Below are 19,951 nucleotides of genomic sequence, written 5' to 3'. Positions count from 1 at the left end.
CGTTCGAAGATTGAGCAATATTCCCATGCGTTTAAACCCTGGACAACAACAAGCGGTCGAATTCGTTACTGGACCATGCCTGGTGCTGGCAGGGGCGGGTTCGGGTAAAACCCGCGTGATCACCAATAAAATCGCCCACCTGATCCGCGAGTGCGGCTATCAGGCACGCCATATTGCGGCGGTAACGTTTACCAACAAAGCCGCGCGCGAGATGAAAGAGCGTGTGGGGCAGACGCTGGGCCGTAAAGAGGCGCGCGGGCTGATGATCTCCACCTTCCACACGCTGGGGCTGGATATTATTAAACGCGAATACGCGGCGCTGGGGATGAAGTCCAACTTCTCGCTTTTCGATGATACTGACCAGGTGGCGCTGCTTAAAGAGCTGACGGAAGGGCTGATTGAAGATGACAAAGTCCTGCTGCAACAGCTGATCTCGACGATCTCCAACTGGAAAAACGATCTGATGACGCCAGCCCAGGCGGCAGCCAGCGCGAAAGGGGAACGGGATCGTATCTTCGCTCACTGCTATGGTCTGTACGATGCGCACATGAAAGCGTGTAACGTGCTGGATTTCGACGACCTGATCCTGCTGCCGACGTTGCTGTTGCAGCGTAATGAAGAGGTGCGCGAGCGCTGGCAGAACAAGATCCGCTACCTGCTGGTGGATGAATATCAGGACACCAACACCAGCCAGTACGAGCTGGTGAAATTGCTGGTAGGGCAACGCGCGCGTTTCACCGTGGTTGGCGACGACGACCAGTCGATCTACTCCTGGCGCGGCGCGCGTCCGCAAAACCTGGTGCTGCTGAGCAAAGATTTCCCGGCGTTGCAGGTGATTAAGCTGGAGCAGAACTACCGTTCGTCCGGTCGCATCCTGAAAGCGGCGAATATCCTGATCGCCAATAACCCACACGTGTTTGAGAAGCGTCTTTTCTCCGAGCTGGGCTACGGTACAGAGCTGAAAGTGCTCAGCGCCAACAATGAAGAACACGAAGCCGAACGCGTCACCGGTGAGCTGATTGCCCATCACTTCGTGAATAAAACGGAGTACAAGGATTACGCAATCCTCTATCGCGGTAATCACCAATCGCGCGTCTTTGAAAAGATGCTGATGCAGAACCGTATTCCTTACAAAATTTCGGGTGGAACCTCATTCTTCTCGCGCCCGGAAATTAAAGATCTGCTGGCCTATCTGCGCGTGCTGACTAACCCGGATGATGACAGTGCCTTCCTGCGCATTGTGAATACGCCGAAACGCGAGATCGGCCCGGCGACGCTGCAAAAGCTGGGCGAGTGGGCGATGACCCGCAATAAAAGCCTGTTTACCGCCAGCTTTGACATGGGGCTAAGCCAGACGCTGACGGGACGCGGATATGACAACTTAACCCGCTTCACCCACTGGCTTGGTGAAGTACAGCGGCTGGCAGAGCGTGAGCCTGTGGCTGCCGTGCGGGACCTGATCCATGGTATCGACTACGAATCCTGGCTGTACGAAACCTCTGCCAGCCCGAAAGCGGCCGAGATGCGAATGAAAAACGTCAACCAGCTCTTTAGCTGGATGACCGAAATGCTGGAAGGCTCGGACATTGACGAGCCGATGACGCTGACCCAGGTAGTCACCCGCTTTACGCTGCGCGATATGATGGAGCGCGGTGAGAGTGAGGAAGAGGCCGACCAGGTGCAGTTGATGACCCTGCATGCGTCCAAAGGTCTGGAATTCCCGTATGTCTATCTGGTCGGTATGGAAGAGGGCTTACTGCCGCACCAGAGCAGCATTGATGAAGATAACGTCGATGAAGAGCGTCGACTGGCCTACGTGGGGATCACCCGCGCGCAGAAAGAGCTGATTTTTACCCTGTGTAAAGAGCGCAGACAGTACGGTGAACTGGTGCGCCCTGAGCCGAGCCGTTTCCTGCTGGAGCTACCTCAGGACGACCTCATCTGGGAGCAGGAACGCAAAGTCATTACCGCGGAAGAGCGCATGCACAAGGGACAGGCTAACGTGGCGAATATTCGCGCCATGCTGGCAAAAGCCAAAGAGAAGGGATAATGATGAGTAGGCCGGGTAAGGCGAAGCCGCCACCCGGCATTGTTCAGCGACTTACTTTATCTCAAGCGCCCAGTGCACGTAGCTCTGCCACTGGCACTCTTGCTCGATCAGCTCTGCCCCAAGTGGGTGATTATCCAACCAATTTTCCGGTAGCGTCAGCGTGAGCTTTTCATCGTCTGCCACCAGCGTAATTGCCGGGAGGAGATCGTCGCGGCGACGGCTGGCAAACAAAATCGCCAGACGAAGTAAACGGCACAGATGCTCGGCCACGCGCGGCGGCACCGCATTTTGCTGGTGGAGTGAAGAGAGATCCACGGCATTGGTCTGGTTTAGCAGCAGGGTAGCGAGCAATTTTTTCTGCGCAGGGGTATAGCCCGGCAAATCAAGATTACGCACCAGCCAGGCGGCATGCAGCGGCGCTTGCTTGTACTCAACGCTCAGGCCAATTTCATGCAGCGCACATGCACTTAGCAGCAAATCGCGACTTAATGGTTCAATATCCCAACGCGGTTTGACCTGGTCCGCAAAGAGCGATGCCAGCTGTCCCACCCGTTGTGCCTGCTCGGTATCCACAATGAAGCGGCGCTGGACGTTACGCAGCGTACGGCTGCGGATGTCCAGATCAACCGACAGATGCAGCATTCCGTAGACCAGACCTTCGCGCAGCGCGCCGCCTGCAAGGGTCATGCACTGGATATTCAGTTCGGTGAAAATGGCGATCAGAATGGCCAGACCGCTTGGAAAAACCAATGCACGCTCAAGCGTCAGGCCTTCAATTTCCAGCTCTTCCAGCCGACCACACTGAATAGCGCGTTGCTTCAGTTGCTGGAGTTTGGCAAGCGTGATCCGCTCGTCCATCCCCTGCGCCATCATGATTTCCTGCAACGCCTGTACGGTTCCGGACGCGCCAACGCACACTTTCCAGCCGTGGTAGCGCAATTCGTCCATGACCGGACGCAGCACCTCGCGCGCGGCATTTTCAGCCTCGTCGAAGTTCTCTTGCGCGAGATTGCGGTCGGTAAAGTAGCGCTCAAGCCAGGTCACGCAGCCCATCGACAGGCTGAACAGCGACGTCGCCTGGGCGCCCGTGCCGGTGACCAGTTCAGTGCTCGCTCCGCCAATATCCACCACCAGACGGCGATCGTCACCCCCGGTGGTGTGCGCCACGCCCTGATAGATCAGACGCGCTTCTTCTTCACCGCTGATGACCTGCACCGGGCAACCGAGAATTTCCTGCGCTTTGGCAATAAAATCCACGGCATTAACCGCCAGGCGAAGCGTCGCGGTAGCGACAACGCGGATTTGGGTATGGGGTATGTCCTGCAGGCGCTCAGCAAAGAGGCGCAGACACTGCCAGCCACGTTCCATGGCTTCGGGGGAGAGATGATTGTCGCTGCTCAGGCCCGCCGCCAGGCGGACCTTGCGCTTAATGCGCGTCAGCGTCTGTATGCTTCCCGCCACCTCGCGCACAACCAGCATATGAAAACTATTCGAACCGAGATCAATTGCCGCATATAGCGAGGTGGAACTGAGCATAATTTCTTAACCTGAACGACGACGATTACGCGGTGCGCCACCAGAACGACGCGGACCATTGCCGGAGCGTGGGCGAGTAAGACGCTTCGGCGGCGGCAGTTCGCTTAACAGCGCTTCCGGGTTGTATTTGCTCTGCGGAATAGAGTGACCGATGTAGGTCTCAATGGCTGGAAGATTCAGCGCATACTCTTCACACGCAAGGCTAATAGAGTGACCGCTTGCGCCCGCACGACCGGTACGACCGATACGGTGTACATAGTCTTCGCAGTCATCTGGCAGATCATAGTTAAAAACGTGCGTCACGGCTGGGATGTGCAGACCACGAGCGGCAACGTCGGTTGCGACCAGAATATCGAGATCGCCACGGGTAAATTCTTCAAGAATACGCAGGCGTTTTTTCTGTGCAACGTCGCCGGTCAGCAGACCAACACGGTGACCGTCTGCAGCCAGATGGCCCCAGATATCTTCACAGCGGTGTTTGGTGTTCGCAAAGATGATGGCGCGATCGGGCCATTCTTCTTCGATCAGCGTTTGCAGCAGACGCATTTTCTCTTCATTCGAAGGATAGAAGAGCTCTTCTTTAATGCGGTGACCTGTTTTCTGCTCTGGCTCCACTTCCACATACTCGGCGTTGTTCATTTGTTCGAACGCCAGTTCGCGAACGCGGTAAGAAAGGGTTGCAGAGAACAGCATGTTCAGACGCTGATTCGCAGCAGGCATGCGGCGGAACAGCCAGCGGATGTCTTTAATGAAGCCCAGATCGTACATACGGTCGGCTTCATCCAGCACGACAACCTGGATGGCACCGAGGTTGATATGGTTCTGTTTGGCGTAGTCGATAAGACGGCCAGTGGTACCGATCAGGATATCCACACCGCTTTCCAGCACTTTCAGCTGCTTATCGTAGCCGTCGCCGCCATAGGCCAGGCCAAGCTTCAGGCCAGTAGCCTGCGCCAGGGGTTCAGCGTCTGCGTGGATCTGTACCGCCAGTTCTCGCGTCGGGGCCATAATAAGCGCGCGCGGCTGGTTAACTTTGCGGTCTGCAATCGCTGGATGAGACAGTAAATAATGAAACGTTGACGTTAAGAACGCCATCGTTTTGCCAGTACCGGTTTGCGCCTGCCCTGCAACATCGCGACCGGCCAGCGTAAGCGGCAGGGCGAGAGCCTGAATGGGCGTGCAGTTATGAAACCCTTTATTTTCAAGGGCTTCGATCACTTTTGGGTGCAGGGCGAAGTCGGAAAACTTCTGTTCTGTTAAATGTGTTTTGCTCATAGTGTGGTAGAATATCAGCTTACTATTGCTTTACGAAAGCGTATCCGGTGAAATAAAGTCAACCTTTAGTTGGTTAATGCGACATCAACACGTCGTTGGTGGAGACAAAACCAACGTACCAGGCTTATTCCTGTGGAGTTATATATGAGCGATAAAATTATTCACCTGACTGACGACAGTTTTGACACGGACGTGCTTAAGGCTGACGGGCTAACCCTCGTCGATTTCTGGGCTGAATGGTGTGGTCCTTGCAAAATGATCGCCCCGATTCTGGATGAAATCGCTGACGAATATCAGGGCAAACTGACCGTTGCCAAGCTGAACATCGACCAGAACCCGGGCACCGCGCCAAAATACGGTATCCGTGGCATCCCGACCCTGCTGCTGTTCAAAAACGGTGAAGTGGCAGCGACCAAAGTGGGCGCACTGTCCAAAGGTCAACTGAAAGAGTTCCTCGACGCTAATCTGGCGTAAGGTTTCTCGGCTGAGCGTCCTGAGCGCCTAAATTGTGTGGATCTCTGGACGCCCGGCTTTAGTCGTGCTAAGTTAGCTATGACTTCGTTTTAAACATATCTTGTTGTTTGAATCTTGTTTTACCCGATACTTCCCGTTGTTAACATGAACAGTGCGTGAAGTTGCTAGATTCCGGGCTTGTCACTCAATCCGTCTTGTCGTTTCAGTTCTGCGTTCTTTCCCTGTGACCAGACAGCGAACAGACATGAGTTGATGGCCGCTAAACAGGCATGGATGACCCTGCCATACCATTCACAACATTAAGTTCGAGAATCACCCCGAGTTTAAGAACCCACACCATTATGAATCTTACCGAATTAAAGAATACGCCGGTTTCTGAGCTGATCACTCTCGGCGAAAATATGGGGCTGGAAAACCAGGCTCGTATGCGCAAGCAGGACATCATTTTCGCCATCCTGAAGCAGCACGCTAAGAGTGGCGAAGATATCTTTGGCGACGGTGTGCTGGAGATATTGCAAGACGGATTTGGTTTCCTCCGCTCTGCAGACAGCTCCTACCTCGCCGGCCCTGACGACATCTACGTATCCCCTAGCCAAATCCGCCGTTTCAACCTCCGCACTGGTGACACCATTTCAGGTAAGATTCGTCCTCCAAAAGAGGGTGAACGCTACTTTGCGTTGTTGAAAGTTAACGAAGTTAACTACGACAAACCGGAAAACTCGCGCAATAAGATCCTCTTTGAGAACTTAACGCCGCTGCACGCGAACTCTCGCCTGCGCATGGAGCGTGGTAACGGTTCTACCGAAGACTTAACTGCTCGCGTTCTGGATCTGGCATCACCTATTGGTCGTGGTCAGCGTGGCCTGATTGTGGCACCGCCAAAAGCGGGTAAAACCATGCTGCTGCAGAACATCGCGCAGAGCATTGCCTACAACCACCCAGACTGCGTGCTGATGGTACTGCTGATTGACGAACGTCCGGAAGAAGTGACCGAGATGCAGCGTCTGGTTAAAGGTGAAGTGGTTGCTTCTACCTTCGACGAGCCAGCATCTCGCCACGTTCAGGTTGCAGAAATGGTTATCGAGAAGGCGAAACGCCTGGTTGAGCACAAGAAAGACGTGATCATCCTGCTCGACTCCATCACCCGTCTGGCGCGTGCGTACAACACCGTGGTGCCAGCTTCCGGTAAAGTATTGACCGGTGGTGTGGATGCCAACGCCCTGCATCGTCCGAAGCGCTTCTTCGGTGCGGCACGTAACGTGGAAGAGGGCGGCAGCCTGACCATCATTGCGACCGCGCTGATTGATACCGGCTCCAAAATGGACGAAGTTATCTACGAAGAGTTTAAAGGTACAGGCAACATGGAACTGCACCTCTCTCGTAAGATCGCTGAAAAACGCGTCTTCCCGGCTATCGACTACAACCGTTCCGGTACCCGTAAGGAAGAGCTGCTCACCACTCAGGAAGAGCTGCAGAAAATGTGGATCCTGCGCAAAATCATCCATCCAATGGGTGAAATCGACGCAATGGAGTTCCTCATCAACAAACTGGCGATGACCAAAACCAACGACGATTTCTTCGACATGATGAAACGCTCGTAACGTAAATTATCCCAGTGAACGCCACGTTTTTACGTGGCGTTTTTCATTTATGGACTATACGCTATTACCACAGACTCCCATTTTCGACCTGTCGGTGCGACAATAAGCAGGTTTAAACAGTCAAAGAAATAATTGATTGAAAAACATACAAAGGGAGTTGTGAGAGGCCACCTTTTATTCCTTCAGAGGCAGGGTGCTTCATGGTTATACTTGCGGGACTAACTTTTGTTGAGAGCAATCCATTGTGAATCTACTCACTGCAGTAACTGAGCTGATCAGTATTTTTTTATTCACAACCTGTTTTTTGTTCATTGCGCGCAAGGTAGCAAAAAGAATCGGGTTAGTGGACAAGCCGAATTTCCGTAAGCGCCATCAGGGACTTATCCCGCTGGTGGGGGGGATTTCGGTTTACGCAGGTATCTGTTTCACGTTTGCGATCGCGGATTACTATATTCCGCATGCCGCCCTCTACCTGGCATGTGCGGGCGTCCTCGTGTTAGTCGGGGCGCTTGATGACCGATTTGATATCAGTGTGAAGTTTCGCGCGACCGTACAGGCGGCCATTGGCGTCATCATGATGGTGGTCGGCGGCCTGTACCTGAGAAGTCTGGGTTATGTTTTTGGCCCGTGGGAACTGGTGCTGGGGCCGTTTGGTTTCTTCCTGACGCTGTTTGCCGTCTGGGCGGCAATTAACGCTTTCAACATGGTCGATGGTATTGACGGCCTGCTCGGCGGGTTGTCCTCCGTCTCGTTTGCCGCGATCGGTATTATTTTGTGGTTTGATGGTCAGTACAGCCTGTCAATGTGGTGTTTCGCCATGATTGCCGCCATCCTGCCCTATATCTTCCTCAACCTCGGTGTATTGGGGCGTCGCTATAAAGTCTTCATGGGTGATGCGGGAAGTACCTTGATTGGCTTTACCGTTATCTGGGTCCTGCTGGAAACCACACAAGGTAAAACACATCCGATTAGCCCGGTAACGGCGCTGTGGATTATTGCTATCCCGCTGATGGACATGGTGGCGATTATGTATCGCCGTCGGCGCAAAGGGATGAGTCCATTCTCCCCTGACCGTCAGCATATCCACCATCTGATCATGCGCGCCGGGTTCACGTCCCGTCAGGCTTTTGTCCTGATCACCCTCGCAGCGGCTATCCTCGCCGGCATTGGTGTGGCCGCGGAATATGCTCATTTCATCCCTGAATGGGTAATGTTGGTATTATTCTTGCTAGCATTCTTTATGTACGGTTACTGCATCAAACGCGCATGGAAAGTCGCACGATTCATTAAACGTTTAAAACGCAGGATGCGTCGGAACAGTGGCAAAAACACAACATTAACTAAGTAAAACCGGGACTATGATGACTCAACCGTTGGCGGGAGCGAAATCAGTGGTAACTGAGAATGAGCTGGATATTCGTGGTTTGTTTCGCGTGTTATGGCGGGGCAAATTCTGGATAGCGGGGATCGCGTTGGGGTTCGCTCTGTTAGCGCTGGCCTACACATTCTTTGCAAAACAAGAGTGGAGCGCGACGGCGATTACCGACAGACCAACGGTTAATATGCTCGGCGGCTTCTATTCCCAGCAGCAGTTCCTGCGTAACCTGGATATTAAAGCGAATCTCGCCACGCCGGATCAGGTTTCCGTAATGGATGAGGCCTACAAAGAGTTCGTGATGCAGCTCGCCTCGTGGGATACGCGTCGCGATTTCTGGTCGCAGACCGATTACTTCAAGCAGCGTCGGGTTGATAACACAAAAGTCGATGCCGCGCTGCTGGATGATCTCATCAACAATATCCAGTTTATGCCGGGCGATGCGCTGCGCAATGTCAGCGACAGCGTGAAGCTGATTGCCGAAACGGCGCCGGATGCGAACAACCTGCTACGTCAGTATGTGGCCTTTGCCAGCCAGCGTGCCGCCAGCCATCTCAATGATGAGCTGAAAGGTGCCTGGGCTGCGCGAACGATTCAGATGAAGGCGCAGGTGAAACGTCAGGAAGAGGTGGCGAAAGCCATTTTTGCCCGCCGTGTCCACAATATTGAGCAGGCGCTTAAAATTGCGGAGCAGCACAATATCTCGCGCAGCGAAACGGATGTTCCGGCTGATGGACTGCCTGATTCCGAAATGTTCCTCCTTGGTCGTCCAATGCTGCAGGCGCGACTGGAAAATCTCCAGGCCGTTGGCCCTGATTTTGACCTCGATTACGACCAAAACCGCGCCATGCTTAACACCCTGAACGTCGGTCCAACGATGGACCCCCGTTTTCAGACGTATCGTTATTTGAGAACGCCTGAAGAACCTGTAAAACGCGATAGTCCGCGACGCGCATTCCTGATGATCATGTGGGGGATTGTGGGCGCATTGACTGGCGCTGGCGTAGCATTAATGCGTCGTCGCACAAATTAAGAACGCCGTCTACGATGAAGGCTACGGCCTTCATCGCCTAATCGAAGAGAATCGATGTGAAAGTACTAACCGTATTTGGCACCAGGCCGGAGGCCATCAAGATGGCGCCTCTGGTTCATGCGCTGGCCAGAGATCCTGATATTGAAGCAAAAGTATGCGTGACTGCCCAGCACCGGGAGATGCTCGATCAGGTCTTAACTCTCTTTTCTATCGTCCCGGATTACGATCTCAATATTATGAAACCGGGGCAGGGGTTGACGGAGATCACCTGCCGTATTCTGCAAGAATTGAAGCCTATTCTGGAATCCTTCAAACCTGATGTGGTGCTGGTTCATGGTGACACCACGACCACCGTGGCGACCAGCCTGGCTGCATTCTATCAGCGTATTCCCGTTGGTCATGTTGAAGCGGGCCTGCGCACGGGCAACCTTTACTCGCCCTGGCCGGAAGAGGCCAACCGCACGCTTACCGGACATCTGGCGATGTACCACTTTGCGCCAACTGAAAACTCGCGTCAGAACCTGCTGCGGGAAAATATTGCCGACAATAAGATCTTTGTCACCGGGAATACGGTTATCGATGCGCTGATCTGGGTACGTGACCGCGTGCTGGCGAACACCGATCTGCAGGCAGAACTCGCTGCGCGCTATCCTTTCCTGCATAACGGCAAGAAAACGATCCTGGTGACGGGCCACCGTCGCGAAAGTTTTGGTCGCGGCTTTGAGCAAATCTGCCACGCGCTGGCTGAGATTGCCGCGCAGAATGAAGATGTGCAGATTGTCTATCCGGTACACCTCAATCCTAACGTCAGCGAGCCGGTGAACCGTATTCTGGGTCATGTGGATAATGTCCTTCTGATCGAACCGCAGGACTACATGCCATTCGTCTGGCTGATGAATCACGCCTGGCTGATCCTCACCGATTCCGGCGGGATTCAGGAAGAAGCGCCGTCTCTCGGCAAACCGGTGCTGGTCATGCGTGAAACCACCGAGCGCCCGGAAGCGGTAAAAGCGGGCACGGTACGTCTGGTGGGCACGGATATGCGCCGGATCGTCGACGAGGTGACGCGCCTGCTGCACGATGAAGAAGAGTATCAGGCGATGAGCCGCGCCCATAACCCGTATGGTGATGGGCAGTCTTGTGGTCGTATTTTGCATGCACTTAAACACAATCGGGTAACGCTATGAGTTTTACTACCATCTCTGTCGTGGGTCTTGGCTACATTGGACTGCCTACTGCGGCGGCCTTTGCCTCTCGTCAAAAGCAGGTTGTAGGCGTCGACATCAATGCGCGCGCAGTGGACACCATTAACCGTGGCGAAATTCATATTGTGGAGCCCGATCTCGACCTCGTGGTGAAAAAGGCCGTCGACGGGGGATTCCTGCGCGCCAGCATCACGCCGGTCGACGCCGATGCCTTTCTGATTGCGGTTCCGACGCCATTTAAAGGCGATCATGAGCCCGACATGGTTTACGTTGAGGCGGCAGCAAAATCTATCGCGCCTGTGTTGAAAAAAGGGGCGTTGGTGATCCTCGAGTCCACGTCTCCGGTGGGCGCTACCGAGCAGATGGCCCAGTGGCTGGCAGAAGCCCGTCCAGATTTAACCTTCCCACAGCAGGCGGGTGAGCAGGCCGATATTAATATCGCCTACTGTCCGGAGCGTGTGCTGCCGGGTCAGGTCATGGTCGAGCTGATTAAAAACGACCGCGTGATTGGCGGCATGACGCCGGTATGTTCCGCGCGCGCCAGCGAGTTGTATAAGATTTTCCTTGAAGGCGAATGCGTGGTGACCAACCCCCGCACCGCCGAGATGTGCAAACTGACCGAAAACAGCTTCCGCGACGTTAACATCGCCTTTGCGAACGAACTGTCACTGATTTGTGCCGATCAGGGGATTAACGTCTGGGAGCTGATTAGCCTTGCGAATCGCCATCCACGCGTCAACATTCTCCAGCCGGGTCCGGGCGTGGGCGGTCACTGCATCGCCGTCGATCCCTGGTTTATCGTGGCGCAAAACCCCGATCAGGCGCGCCTGATCCGCACCGCGCGTGAAGTCAACGACAGCAAACCTCACTGGGTACTCAATCAGGTAAAAGCGACGGTGGCGGATTGTCTGGCTGAAAGCGGCAAGCGCGCCAGCGAGCTGAAAATTGCCTGCTTTGGCCTGGCCTTTAAACCGAACATTGACGATCTGCGCGAAAGCCCGGCGATGGAAATTGCTGAGATGATCGCAGGATGGCACAGCGGTGAGACGCTTGTGGTTGAGCCGAATATCCATGAGCTGCCAGCGAAGCTGGCGGGCCATTGTACGCTGACCGCGCTAAACGATGCGTTGGCGACGGCGGATGTGCTGGTGCTGCTGGTGGATCACAATGCGTTCAAAGCGATCCCCGGTAAGACTGTGTCCCAGAAGTATGTGGTTGATACCAAAGGCGTGTGGCGTTGAGTCAACTCAACGGCGTGCTGGAAGCCCTTGAGTGGGAAAGCACTTTTTTTGCCCGGCCTTCGGCGATTGTTCGTCTGCGTGACGATGCGCCTGCTTTGCAGGCGTCCGACTTCGCGGCCTGGCCGCGCGTGCAGGCGAAGATCCCGGCGGGCCGTGCCGATCTGCTGGATGCGCTGCAGCAACATGGTTTTCAGCTGGTCGAAGGCGAGGTTGATCTCTACATAACGGTTTCCCGCCACCCGTCGGCAGGCGCAGAAATTGCAGCAGAGCAGGACATTCCCGCGCTGCGCCAGATGGCGGCGCAGGCCTTTGCCCAAAGCCGCTTTCGTGCTCCCTGGTATAAGCCTGAGGACAGCAGCCGTTTTTATGCTCAATGGATTGAAAATGCGGTAAAAGGCACGTTCGACCACGTGTGTCTGGTTTTCCGCGCGGTGGATGGACAGATTCAGGGCTTTGTCTCCCTGCGTAAGGTGAATGAGCAGGACGCGCGTATCGGCTTACTCGCCGGACGCGGCATGGGTAAGAAACTCATGAAGGCCGCGCTGCACTGGGCTGAGCAGGAACAGTTATCGACGCTGCGGGTGGCGACCCAGATGGGCAACACCGCCGCGCTTAAACGTTATATTGCGAGTGGGGCCAACGTCGACGCCACCGCTTACTGGTTATACAGGTGACATGATGATTCCATTTAACGCACCACCCGTCGTGGGGACGGAACTCGACTATATGCAGGCTGCCATGGGCAGCGGCAAACTTTGCGGCGACGGCGGTTTTACCCGTCGCTGCCAGCAGTGGATGGAGCAGCGTTTTCACAGCGCCAAAGTGCTGCTGACGCCATCCTGTACGGCCTCCCTGGAGATGGCCGCACTGCTGCTGGACATCCAGCCCGGCGATGAAGTGATCATGCCGAGTTATACCTTTGTCTCTACGGCGAACGCGTTTGTCCTGCGCGGGGCGAAAATTGTCTTTGTGGATATCCGTCCGGATACCATGAACATCGACGAAACGCTGATTGAAGCGGCGATCACCGACAAAACGCGCGCGATTGTCCCGGTTCATTATGCGGGCGTGGCGTGCGAAATGGACACGATTATGGCGATCGCCAAAAAGCACAACCTGTTCGTGGTGGAAGACGCCGCGCAGGGCGTGATGTCCACCTACAAAGGGCGCGCGCTGGGCACGATCGGCCACATCGGCTGCTTTAGCTTCCACGAAACCAAAAACTACACCGCAGGCGGTGAGGGTGGGGCGACGCTGATTAACGACCGTGCGCTGGTGGAGCGTGCCGAGGTGATCCGCGAAAAAGGTACCAACCGCAGCCAGTTCTTCCGTGGTCAGGTCGACAAGTACACCTGGCGCGATATCGGCTCAAGTTACCTGATGGCCGATCTGCAGGCCGCATATCTTTGGGCGCAGCTGGAGGCGGCGGAGCGTATTAATCTGCAGCGCCTGTCCCTGTGGCAAACCTACTACGACGCGCTGGAGCCGCTGGCGAAAGCCGGGCGTATTGAACTGCCGACGATCCCGGCAGACTGCGTCCACAACGCCCATATGTTTTACATCAAGCTGCGCGATAACGACGATCGCAGCAGCCTGATTGCCTGGCTGAAAGAGGCTGAGATTCTGGCGGTATTCCACTACATTCCGCTGCACTCCAGCCCGGCTGGAGAAGCGTTTGGCGTATTCGCGGGCGAAGACCGTTACACCACCAAAGAGAGCGAGCGTTTGCTCCGCCTGCCTCTGTTCTACAACCTCGCACCCGTTAATCAACGCACGGTGATCAATACCCTTCTGAGTTATTTCGGCTGATATGTCTCTGGCAAAAGCATCGGTGTGGACGGCTGCGTCCACCCTTGTAAAAATTGGTGCCGGATTGCTGGTCGTCAAGTTGCTGGCTGTCTCATTCGGCCCGTCGGGCGTCGGGCTGGCGGGCAATTTCCGCCAGCTGGTCACGGTACTCGGCGTGTTGGCCGGGGCGGGAATATTTAACGGCGTCACCAAATACGTGGCTCAGCATCATGATGATGCCGAAAAACTGCGCACGGTTGTGGGAACGTCCTCGGCCATGGTCCTGGGATTTTCCACGCTGCTGGCCGTTGTGTTTTTACTGGCGGCGGCACCGATTAGCCAGGGGCTGTTTGGACACACGCAGTATCAGGGGCTGGTTCGTCTGGTTGCGCTGGTTCAGATGGGGATTGCCTGGGCCAACCTGCTGCTGGCACTGATGAAGGGCTTCCGTGATGCGGCGGGCAATGCGCTGGCGCTGATCCTGGGAAGCGTCATCGGTGTGATTGCCTATTATTTCTGCTATCGTCTGGGTGGCTATGAGGGCGCACTGCTGGGGCTGGCGCTCGTGCCTGCTCTGGTTGTCGTTCCGGCGGCGTTTATGCTGATGCGCAGAGGGGTCATCCCGCTACGTTACCTGAAACCGCAGTGGGACAAGATGCTGGCGGGGCAGTTAGGCAAATTTACCCTGATGGCGCTCATCACTTCGGTGACGCTTCCGGTGGCCTACGTCATGATGCGAAACCTGCTGGCTGCGCATTACAGTTGGGATGAAGTCGGGATTTGGCAGGGCGTGAGCAGCATTTCCGATGCCTACCTCCAATTTATAACGGCTTCCTTTAGCGTCTATTTGCTGCCAACCTTATCCCGGCTGACCGTAAAAAAGGATATTACCCGCGAGATTTTCCGCTCATTGCGTTTTGTGCTCCCTGCCGTGGCGGCCGCCAGCTTTACCGTCTGGTTATTACGTGATGTCGCCATCTGGCTGCTCTTCTCGGCAAAGTTTATCGCCATGCGCGATCTGTTCGCCTGGCAGCTGGTAGGCGATGTGTTGAAAGTCGGCGCTTACGTTTTCGGTTATCTGGTGATTGCGAAAGCCTCGCTGCGGTTGTATATCCTGGCGGAGATTAGTCAGTTTGCACTGCTGACGGCGTTCTCTCACTGGCTGATCCCTTCGCACGGCGCGCTGGGGGCTGCTCAGGCCTATATGGCAACTTATATCGTTTATTTCGCTGCCTGTTGCGGCGTATTTTTACTTTGGCGTAAACGCGCATGACTGCACTGATTCACATCCTGGGGGCGGACATCCCACACCATAACCAGACCGTACTGCGGTTCTTCAACGATGAGCTGGCGTCGGGCAATCCTGATGCGCGCGAGTTTATGGTTGCAGGTCAGGACAATGGCCTGGGCGCGGCGTGTCCGGCGCTTAACATCACCTTCTGGCCAGATAAAGCCGCGCTGGCGAAAGCGGTCATCGCGAAGGCAAAAGCCGATCGTGAACAACGCTTCTTCTTCCATGGGCAGTTCAATACGGGCCTGTGGATGGCTCTGCTGAGCGGCGGGATAAAGCCTTCCCAGTGTAGCTGGCATATCTGGGGCGCCGATCTCTATGAAGTGTCGCGCGGCTGGAAGTTCCGCCTTTTCTATCCGCTGCGCCGTATGGCTCAGGGGCGCGTGGGCTGCGTGTTCGCGACCCGTGGTGATCTTAACTACTTTGCTGAACGGCATCCGAACGTGCGCGGTGAGCTGCTCTATTTCCCGACCCGCATGAACCCGGCGCTGAACAATATGGCGAACGATACGCTGCGCGAGGGCAAACTGACGATTCTGGTGGGGAACTCCGGGGATCGCAGTAACGAACATGTTGCGGCGCTCCGGGCGGTGCATCAGCAGTTTGGCGATACGGTGAACGTGGTAGTGCCAATGGGCTACCCGGCGAATAACGACGCCTACATCGCTGAGGTCCGTCAGCAGGCGCTGGCGTTATTCAGCGCTGAGCATGTGAATATTCTGCAGGATAAGCTGGAATTTGATGACTATCTCGCACTCCTGAGACAGTGCGACCTGGGTTATTTTATATTTGCCCGTCAGCAGGGGATTGGTACCTTATGTCTGCTTATCCAGGCAGGCGTTCCGTGCGTGCTGAACCGCGAAAACCCGTTCTGGCAGGATATGACCGAGCAGCATATTCCGGTATTGTTTACCTCGGACACGCTGAACAGCGATATCGTGCGGGAAGCGCAGCGTCAGCTGGCGCTGGTGGATAAAAATAGCATCGACTTCTTTAGCCCGAACTACCTCACGCCGTGGCACCGCGCGCTGCGTATCGCTGCAGGAGACAACGCATGAGCCAGTTGCAATTTAGCGGCTTGTTGGTGGTTTGGCTGCTGAGCACGCTGTTTATCGCCACGCTCACCTGGTTTGAGTTTCGTCGCGTGCGCTTTAACTTCAACGTCTTCTTCTCGCTGCTGTTTTTGCTGACCTTTTACTTCGGCTTCCCGCTGACCAGTATTCTGGTTTTCCGTTTTGATGTGGCCGTTGCCCCGCCGGAAATTTTGCTGCAGGCGCTGCTCTCCGCAACCTGCTTCTACGCCGTCTACTACGTCACCTATAAAACGCGCCTGCGCTCAGCGACAGCGTCCGCGCCACGGCGACCGATTTTCACCATGAACCGGGTGGAGACGCACCTTACGTGGGTGATGCTGATGACTATCGCGCTGGTCAGCGTCGGCATCTTCTTCATGCATAACGGCTTCCTGCTGTTTAAGCTCCAGTCCTACAGCCAGATTTTCTCTGCTGAAGTGTCAGGTGTGGCGCTCAAGCGTTTCTTCTACTTCTTCATTCCGGCGATGCTGGTGGTCTTTTTCCTGCGCCAGGACAGCAAGGCGTGGCTGTTTTTCCTCGTGAGTACCGTCGCCTTCGGCATCCTGACCTATATGATTGTGGGTGGGACGCGCGGCAACATTATTATCGCCTTCGCCATCTTCCTGTTTATCGGCATCATTCGCGGGTGGATCTCCCTGTGGATGCTGGCGGCGGCAGGCGTATTTGGCATTGTGGGAATGTTCTGGCTGGCGCTGAAGCGCTATGGGTTAAACGTTGCCGGTGACGAAGCGTTTTACACCTTCCTCTACCTCACGCGCGACACCTTCTCGCCGTGGGAAAACCTGGCGTTGCTGCTGCAAAACTACGACAAGATCGACTTCCAGGGGCTGGCACCCATTGCCCGCGACTTCTACGTCTTTATTCCGACCTGGCTGTGGCCGGACCGTCCGGGCGTGGTGCTCAATACGGCGAACTACTTTACCTGGGAAGTGCTGAACAACCATTCTGGCCTGGCGATCTCGCCAACGCTGATTGGCTCGCTGGTCGTGATGGGCGGTGCGTGGTTTATCCTGCCTGGCGCGATTGCGGTTGGGTTGATCATTAAGTGGTTCGACTGGCTTTACACGCTCGGTAACGAAGAGACCAACCGCTACAAGGCGGCTATTTTGCACAGTTTTTGCTTTGGTGCCATTTTCAATATGATTGTTCTGGCACGCGAGGGGCTGGATTCGTTCGTCTCGCGCGTGGTGTTCTTCATGGTCGTTTTCGGTGTGTGTCTGGTGCTGGCAAAACTGTTGTACTGGCTGTTTGACAGCGTAGGGCTTGTCCACCGACGCGAGCATCAGGGCAGCACAACGCTGTCGCAAGTCTGAGTAGGGAGTGTAATGACTGACACAACTTCTGCGCCGCGCTATGCGCTGCGTGGTCTACAGCTTATAGGCTGGCGTGATATGCAACACGCGCTGGGTTTTCTGTTCTCGGACGGGCAGATGAAATCGGGCACGCTGGTGGCCATCAATGCGGAAAAAATGCTCGCGGTTGAAGATAACGCGGAAGTGAAAGACCTGATTATCGCCGCCGAATTCAAGTACGCAGACGGCATCAGCGTCGTGCGCTCTATCCGCAAAAAGTATCCTGGCGCTAATGTTTCACGCGTGGCGGGGGCTGACCTCTGGGAGCAGCTCATGGCGCGCGCGGGAGCGGAAGGCACGCCGGTCTTCCTGATCGGCGGTAAGCCGGAGGTGCTGGCCCAGACGGAGCAGAAGCTGCGTAGCCAGTGGAATGTTAACATTGTGGGTAGCCAGGACGGCTATTTTAAACCTGAGGATCGGCAGGCGCTGTTTGAACGCGTGCGCGACAGCGGGGCGAAAATTGTTACCGTGGCGATGGGCTCGCCGCGTCAGGAGATCCTGATGCGCGATTGCCGTCTGGTCTGCCCGGATGCCCTGTACATGGGCGTTGGTGGCACCTACGACGTCTTTACCGGCCACGTTAAGCGCGCACCGAAAGTCTGGCAAAACCTCGGCCTGGAGTGGCTGTATCGTCTGTTATCACAACCGACGCGTATCAAACGGCAGATCCGTCTGCTGCGCTATCTCGCCTGGCACTACACCGGTAAAATGTAATCAAAATGTAGCGCGATATGCTGTTCGCGCTGCAACTCCCCTGCAATACTGCTGCTAATCTGTGCAATGCATTCATTTTTTTAATGCATCGTTTGCCATTTAGCAGAATTTAAGAAACCATTCGCACCGTATTTTAGTTCCCCTAAAAAACAATAACTGGCTTAAGCCGGTAAACAGCAGACACAACCGAGGATTTATGGCAGAGAAAAAACCGGAGCTACAGCGTGGGCTGGAAGCTCGACACATTGAATTGATAGCGCTGGGCGGCACTATCGGCGTTGGCCTGTTCATGGGCTCCGCAAGTACGCTCAAATGGGCGGGTCCTTCCGTATTACTGGCGTACATCATCGCCGGGCTGTTCGTTTTCTTCATCATGCGTTCAATGGGCGAAATGCTCTTCCTAGAGCCGGTCACCGGCTCTTTCGCCGTTTACGCGCACCGCTATATGAGCCCGTTCTTTGGCTACCTTACGGCCTGGTCGTACTGGTTTATGTGGATGGCCGTGGGCATCTCGGAAATCACGGCGATAGGGGTCTACGTGCAGTTCTGGTTCCCGGACATGGTCCAGTGGATACCTGCGCTCATTGCTGTGGGGTTGGTGGCGCTGGCTAACCTGGCTGCCGTGCGACTCTACGGTGAGATCGAGTTCTGGTTTGCGATGATCAAAGTCACCACCATTATCGTGATGATTGTCGTGGGTCTCGGGGTTATTTTCTTTGGCTTCGGCAACGGCGGGCACGCGATTGGCTTCGGCAACCTGACCGAGAACGGTGGCTTCTTCGCGGGTGGCTGGAAGGGCTTCCTGACGGCGCTCTGTATCGTTGTCGCCTCTTATCAGGGCGTTGAGCTGATCGGTATTACTGCCGGTGAAGCGAAAAACCCGCAGGTCACGCTGCGTAGCGCGGTGGGCAAAGTGCTGTGGCGTATCCTGATTTTCTATGTGGGCGCAATTTTCGTTATCGTGACTATCTTCCCGTGGAACGAAATCGGCACCACCGGCAGCCCGTTTGTCTTAACCTTCGCGAAGATTGGTATTACGGCGGCGGCAGGGATTATTAACTTCGTGGTGCTGACGGCTGCGCTCTCTGGCTGCAACAGCGGGATGTACAGCTGTGGCCGCATGCTCTACGCGCTTTCTAAAAACAACCAACTGCCTGCGGCGATGGGGAAAGTGTCCCGTGCGGGCGTGCCGGTTATGGGCGTGGCAGTATCGATAGTGATCCTGCTGATTGGTTCATGTCTGAATTACATCATCCCGAATCCGCAGCGCGTGTTCGTTTACGTTTATAGCGCCAGCGTGCTGCCGGGCATGGTTCCGTGGTTTGTGATCCTGATTAGCCAGCTGCGTTTCCGTCATGCGCATAAAAAAGCGATCGCCAGCCATCCGTTCCGCTCCATTTTGTTCCCGTACGCGAACTATTTGACGATGGCGTTCCTGATTTGCGTATTAATTGGGATGTACTTTAATGAAGATACCCGCATGTCGCTGTTTGTCGGGATGATCTTCCTGGCTGCCGTCACAGCGGCATATAAGCTTTTTGGCCTGGGTCGCCGCGCCACCACGCATAAAGTGGAGGAATAAGCGGCAAAATGTGCAAACCATAACCAAACGCGCATTTTTTTCAAAAAAGCACTAGACAGCGGGGACGGAGGTACGTAATATCCAGCCCCGCAACGGCGCTAAGCGCCCGTAGCTCAGCTGGATAGAGCGCTGCCCTCCGGAGGCAGAGGTCTCAGGTTCGAATCCTGTCGGGCGCACCATTAACCCGGTGCTAGAGCTGCGGTGGTCTGAGAAGTAGTCAGTACCGCGTGAAAGAATACAGTGGTGGCTATAGCTCAGTTGGTAGAGCCCTGGATTGTGATTCCAGTTGTCGTGGGTTCGAATCCCATTAGCCACCCCATTATTTGAAAGAGTTGTGAAT

Annotated in this window: 16 protein-coding genes and 2 tRNA genes; 16 read left to right on the top strand and 2 right to left on the bottom strand. The window is 55.2% G+C overall.

Annotated elements, in window-relative coordinates; translation table 11 throughout:
* Window positions 1-25 precede the first annotated feature (25 nt).
* Entirely contained in the window at window positions 26-2,050 is a 2,025-nt protein-coding gene (gene rep, locus ENTMO_RS0101040) for a DNA helicase Rep (RefSeq protein WP_010426362.1), read from the top strand.
* 51 nt (window positions 2,051-2,101) lie between these two features.
* Here the strand turns inward: rep and gppA are convergent, their stop codons facing one another.
* A complete protein-coding gene (gene gppA / locus ENTMO_RS0101035) occupies window positions 2,102-3,586 on the bottom strand; it encodes a guanosine-5'-triphosphate,3'-diphosphate diphosphatase (RefSeq protein ID WP_010426361.1) in 1,485 nt (494 codons plus the stop codon).
* Window positions 3,587-3,592: 6 nt separating this feature from the next.
* Window positions 3,593-4,861, bottom strand: a complete 1,269-nt coding sequence (gene rhlB / locus ENTMO_RS0101030; RefSeq protein WP_010426359.1) for an ATP-dependent RNA helicase RhlB — start codon at window positions 4,859-4,861, stop codon at window positions 3,593-3,595.
* 144 nt (window positions 4,862-5,005) lie between these two features.
* Between rhlB and trxA the strand changes: the two genes are divergently transcribed.
* From trxA to ENTMO_RS0100955, 15 genes are all read left to right on the top strand, one after another.
* Entirely contained in the window at window positions 5,006-5,335 is a 330-nt protein-coding gene (trxA, locus tag ENTMO_RS0101025; protein WP_004386384.1) for a thioredoxin TrxA, read from the top strand.
* Between the two features lie 341 nt (window positions 5,336-5,676).
* A complete protein-coding gene (rho, locus tag ENTMO_RS0101020) occupies window positions 5,677-6,936 on the top strand; it encodes a transcription termination factor Rho (protein ID WP_001054528.1) in 1,260 nt (419 codons plus the stop codon).
* Between the two features lie 244 nt (window positions 6,937-7,180).
* On the top strand, window positions 7,181-8,284 hold the full coding sequence (gene wecA / locus ENTMO_RS0101015) for a UDP-N-acetylglucosamine--undecaprenyl-phosphate N-acetylglucosaminephosphotransferase (protein WP_029484910.1): 1,104 nt from the start codon (window positions 7,181-7,183) through the stop codon (window positions 8,282-8,284).
* A gap of 13 nt (window positions 8,285-8,297) precedes the next feature.
* On the top strand, window positions 8,298-9,344 hold the full coding sequence (gene wzzE / locus ENTMO_RS0101010; protein ID WP_010426345.1) for an ECA polysaccharide chain length modulation protein: 1,047 nt from the start codon (window positions 8,298-8,300) through the stop codon (window positions 9,342-9,344).
* Between the two features lie 56 nt (window positions 9,345-9,400).
* Window positions 9,401-10,531 carry a non-hydrolyzing UDP-N-acetylglucosamine 2-epimerase gene (gene wecB, locus ENTMO_RS0101005; RefSeq protein ID WP_010426343.1) on the top strand — a complete coding sequence of 377 codons (1,131 nt, stop codon included), beginning with the start codon at window positions 9,401-9,403 and terminating at the stop codon, window positions 10,529-10,531.
* The gene (wecC, locus tag ENTMO_RS0101000; protein WP_010426341.1) at window positions 10,528-11,790 is read left to right on the top strand and encodes a UDP-N-acetyl-D-mannosamine dehydrogenase; all 1,263 of its coding nucleotides are present in this window, start codon (window positions 10,528-10,530) and stop codon (window positions 11,788-11,790) included. The genes wecB and wecC overlap by 4 nt, the downstream gene beginning before the upstream one ends.
* A complete protein-coding gene (rffC, locus tag ENTMO_RS0100995) occupies window positions 11,787-12,464 on the top strand; it encodes a dTDP-4-amino-4,6-dideoxy-D-galactose acyltransferase (protein WP_010426340.1) in 678 nt (225 codons plus the stop codon). Before wecC ends, rffC begins: the two co-directional genes overlap by 4 nt.
* Window positions 12,465-12,468: 4 nt before the next feature.
* Complete coding sequence (gene rffA / locus ENTMO_RS0100990; protein WP_010426339.1) at window positions 12,469-13,599, top strand: dTDP-4-amino-4,6-dideoxygalactose transaminase; 1,131 nt, start codon at window positions 12,469-12,471, stop codon at window positions 13,597-13,599.
* A gap of 1 nt (window position 13,600) precedes the next feature.
* Window positions 13,601-14,851, top strand: a complete 1,251-nt coding sequence (wzxE, locus tag ENTMO_RS0100985) for a lipid III flippase WzxE (RefSeq protein ID WP_010426338.1) — start codon at window positions 13,601-13,603, stop codon at window positions 14,849-14,851.
* Window positions 14,848-15,927 (top strand): TDP-N-acetylfucosamine:lipid II N-acetylfucosaminyltransferase, encoded by a 1,080-nt coding sequence (locus tag ENTMO_RS0100980; protein ID WP_010426337.1) that lies wholly within the window; start codon window positions 14,848-14,850, stop codon window positions 15,925-15,927. Before wzxE ends, ENTMO_RS0100980 begins: the two co-directional genes overlap by 4 nt.
* The gene (gene wzyE, locus ENTMO_RS0100975) at window positions 15,924-17,276 is read left to right on the top strand and encodes an ECA oligosaccharide polymerase (RefSeq protein WP_010426336.1); all 1,353 of its coding nucleotides are present in this window, start codon (window positions 15,924-15,926) and stop codon (window positions 17,274-17,276) included. Before ENTMO_RS0100980 ends, wzyE begins: the two co-directional genes overlap by 4 nt.
* A gap of 12 nt (window positions 17,277-17,288) precedes the next feature.
* A complete protein-coding gene (gene wecG / locus ENTMO_RS0100970; protein WP_010426335.1) occupies window positions 17,289-18,029 on the top strand; it encodes a lipopolysaccharide N-acetylmannosaminouronosyltransferase in 741 nt (246 codons plus the stop codon).
* A 196-nt stretch (window positions 18,030-18,225) separates the two neighbouring features.
* The gene (thrP, locus tag ENTMO_RS0100965; protein WP_010426333.1) at window positions 18,226-19,611 is read left to right on the top strand and encodes a bifunctional threonine/serine APC transporter ThrP; all 1,386 of its coding nucleotides are present in this window, start codon (window positions 18,226-18,228) and stop codon (window positions 19,609-19,611) included.
* Window positions 19,612-19,713: 102 nt separating this feature from the next.
* A tRNA-Arg gene (locus ENTMO_RS0100960) sits at window positions 19,714-19,790 on the top strand.
* 64 nt (window positions 19,791-19,854) lie between these two features.
* A tRNA-His gene (locus ENTMO_RS0100955) sits at window positions 19,855-19,930 on the top strand.
* Window positions 19,931-19,951 lie beyond the last annotated feature (21 nt).

Source organism: Enterobacter mori LMG 25706, assembly GCF_000211415.1.
Classification (GTDB): Bacteria; Pseudomonadota; Gammaproteobacteria; order Enterobacterales; family Enterobacteriaceae; genus Enterobacter; species Enterobacter mori.
Note: the sequence above shows the minus strand (reverse complement) of the source record. Positions and strands in the feature narration are given on the sequence as shown.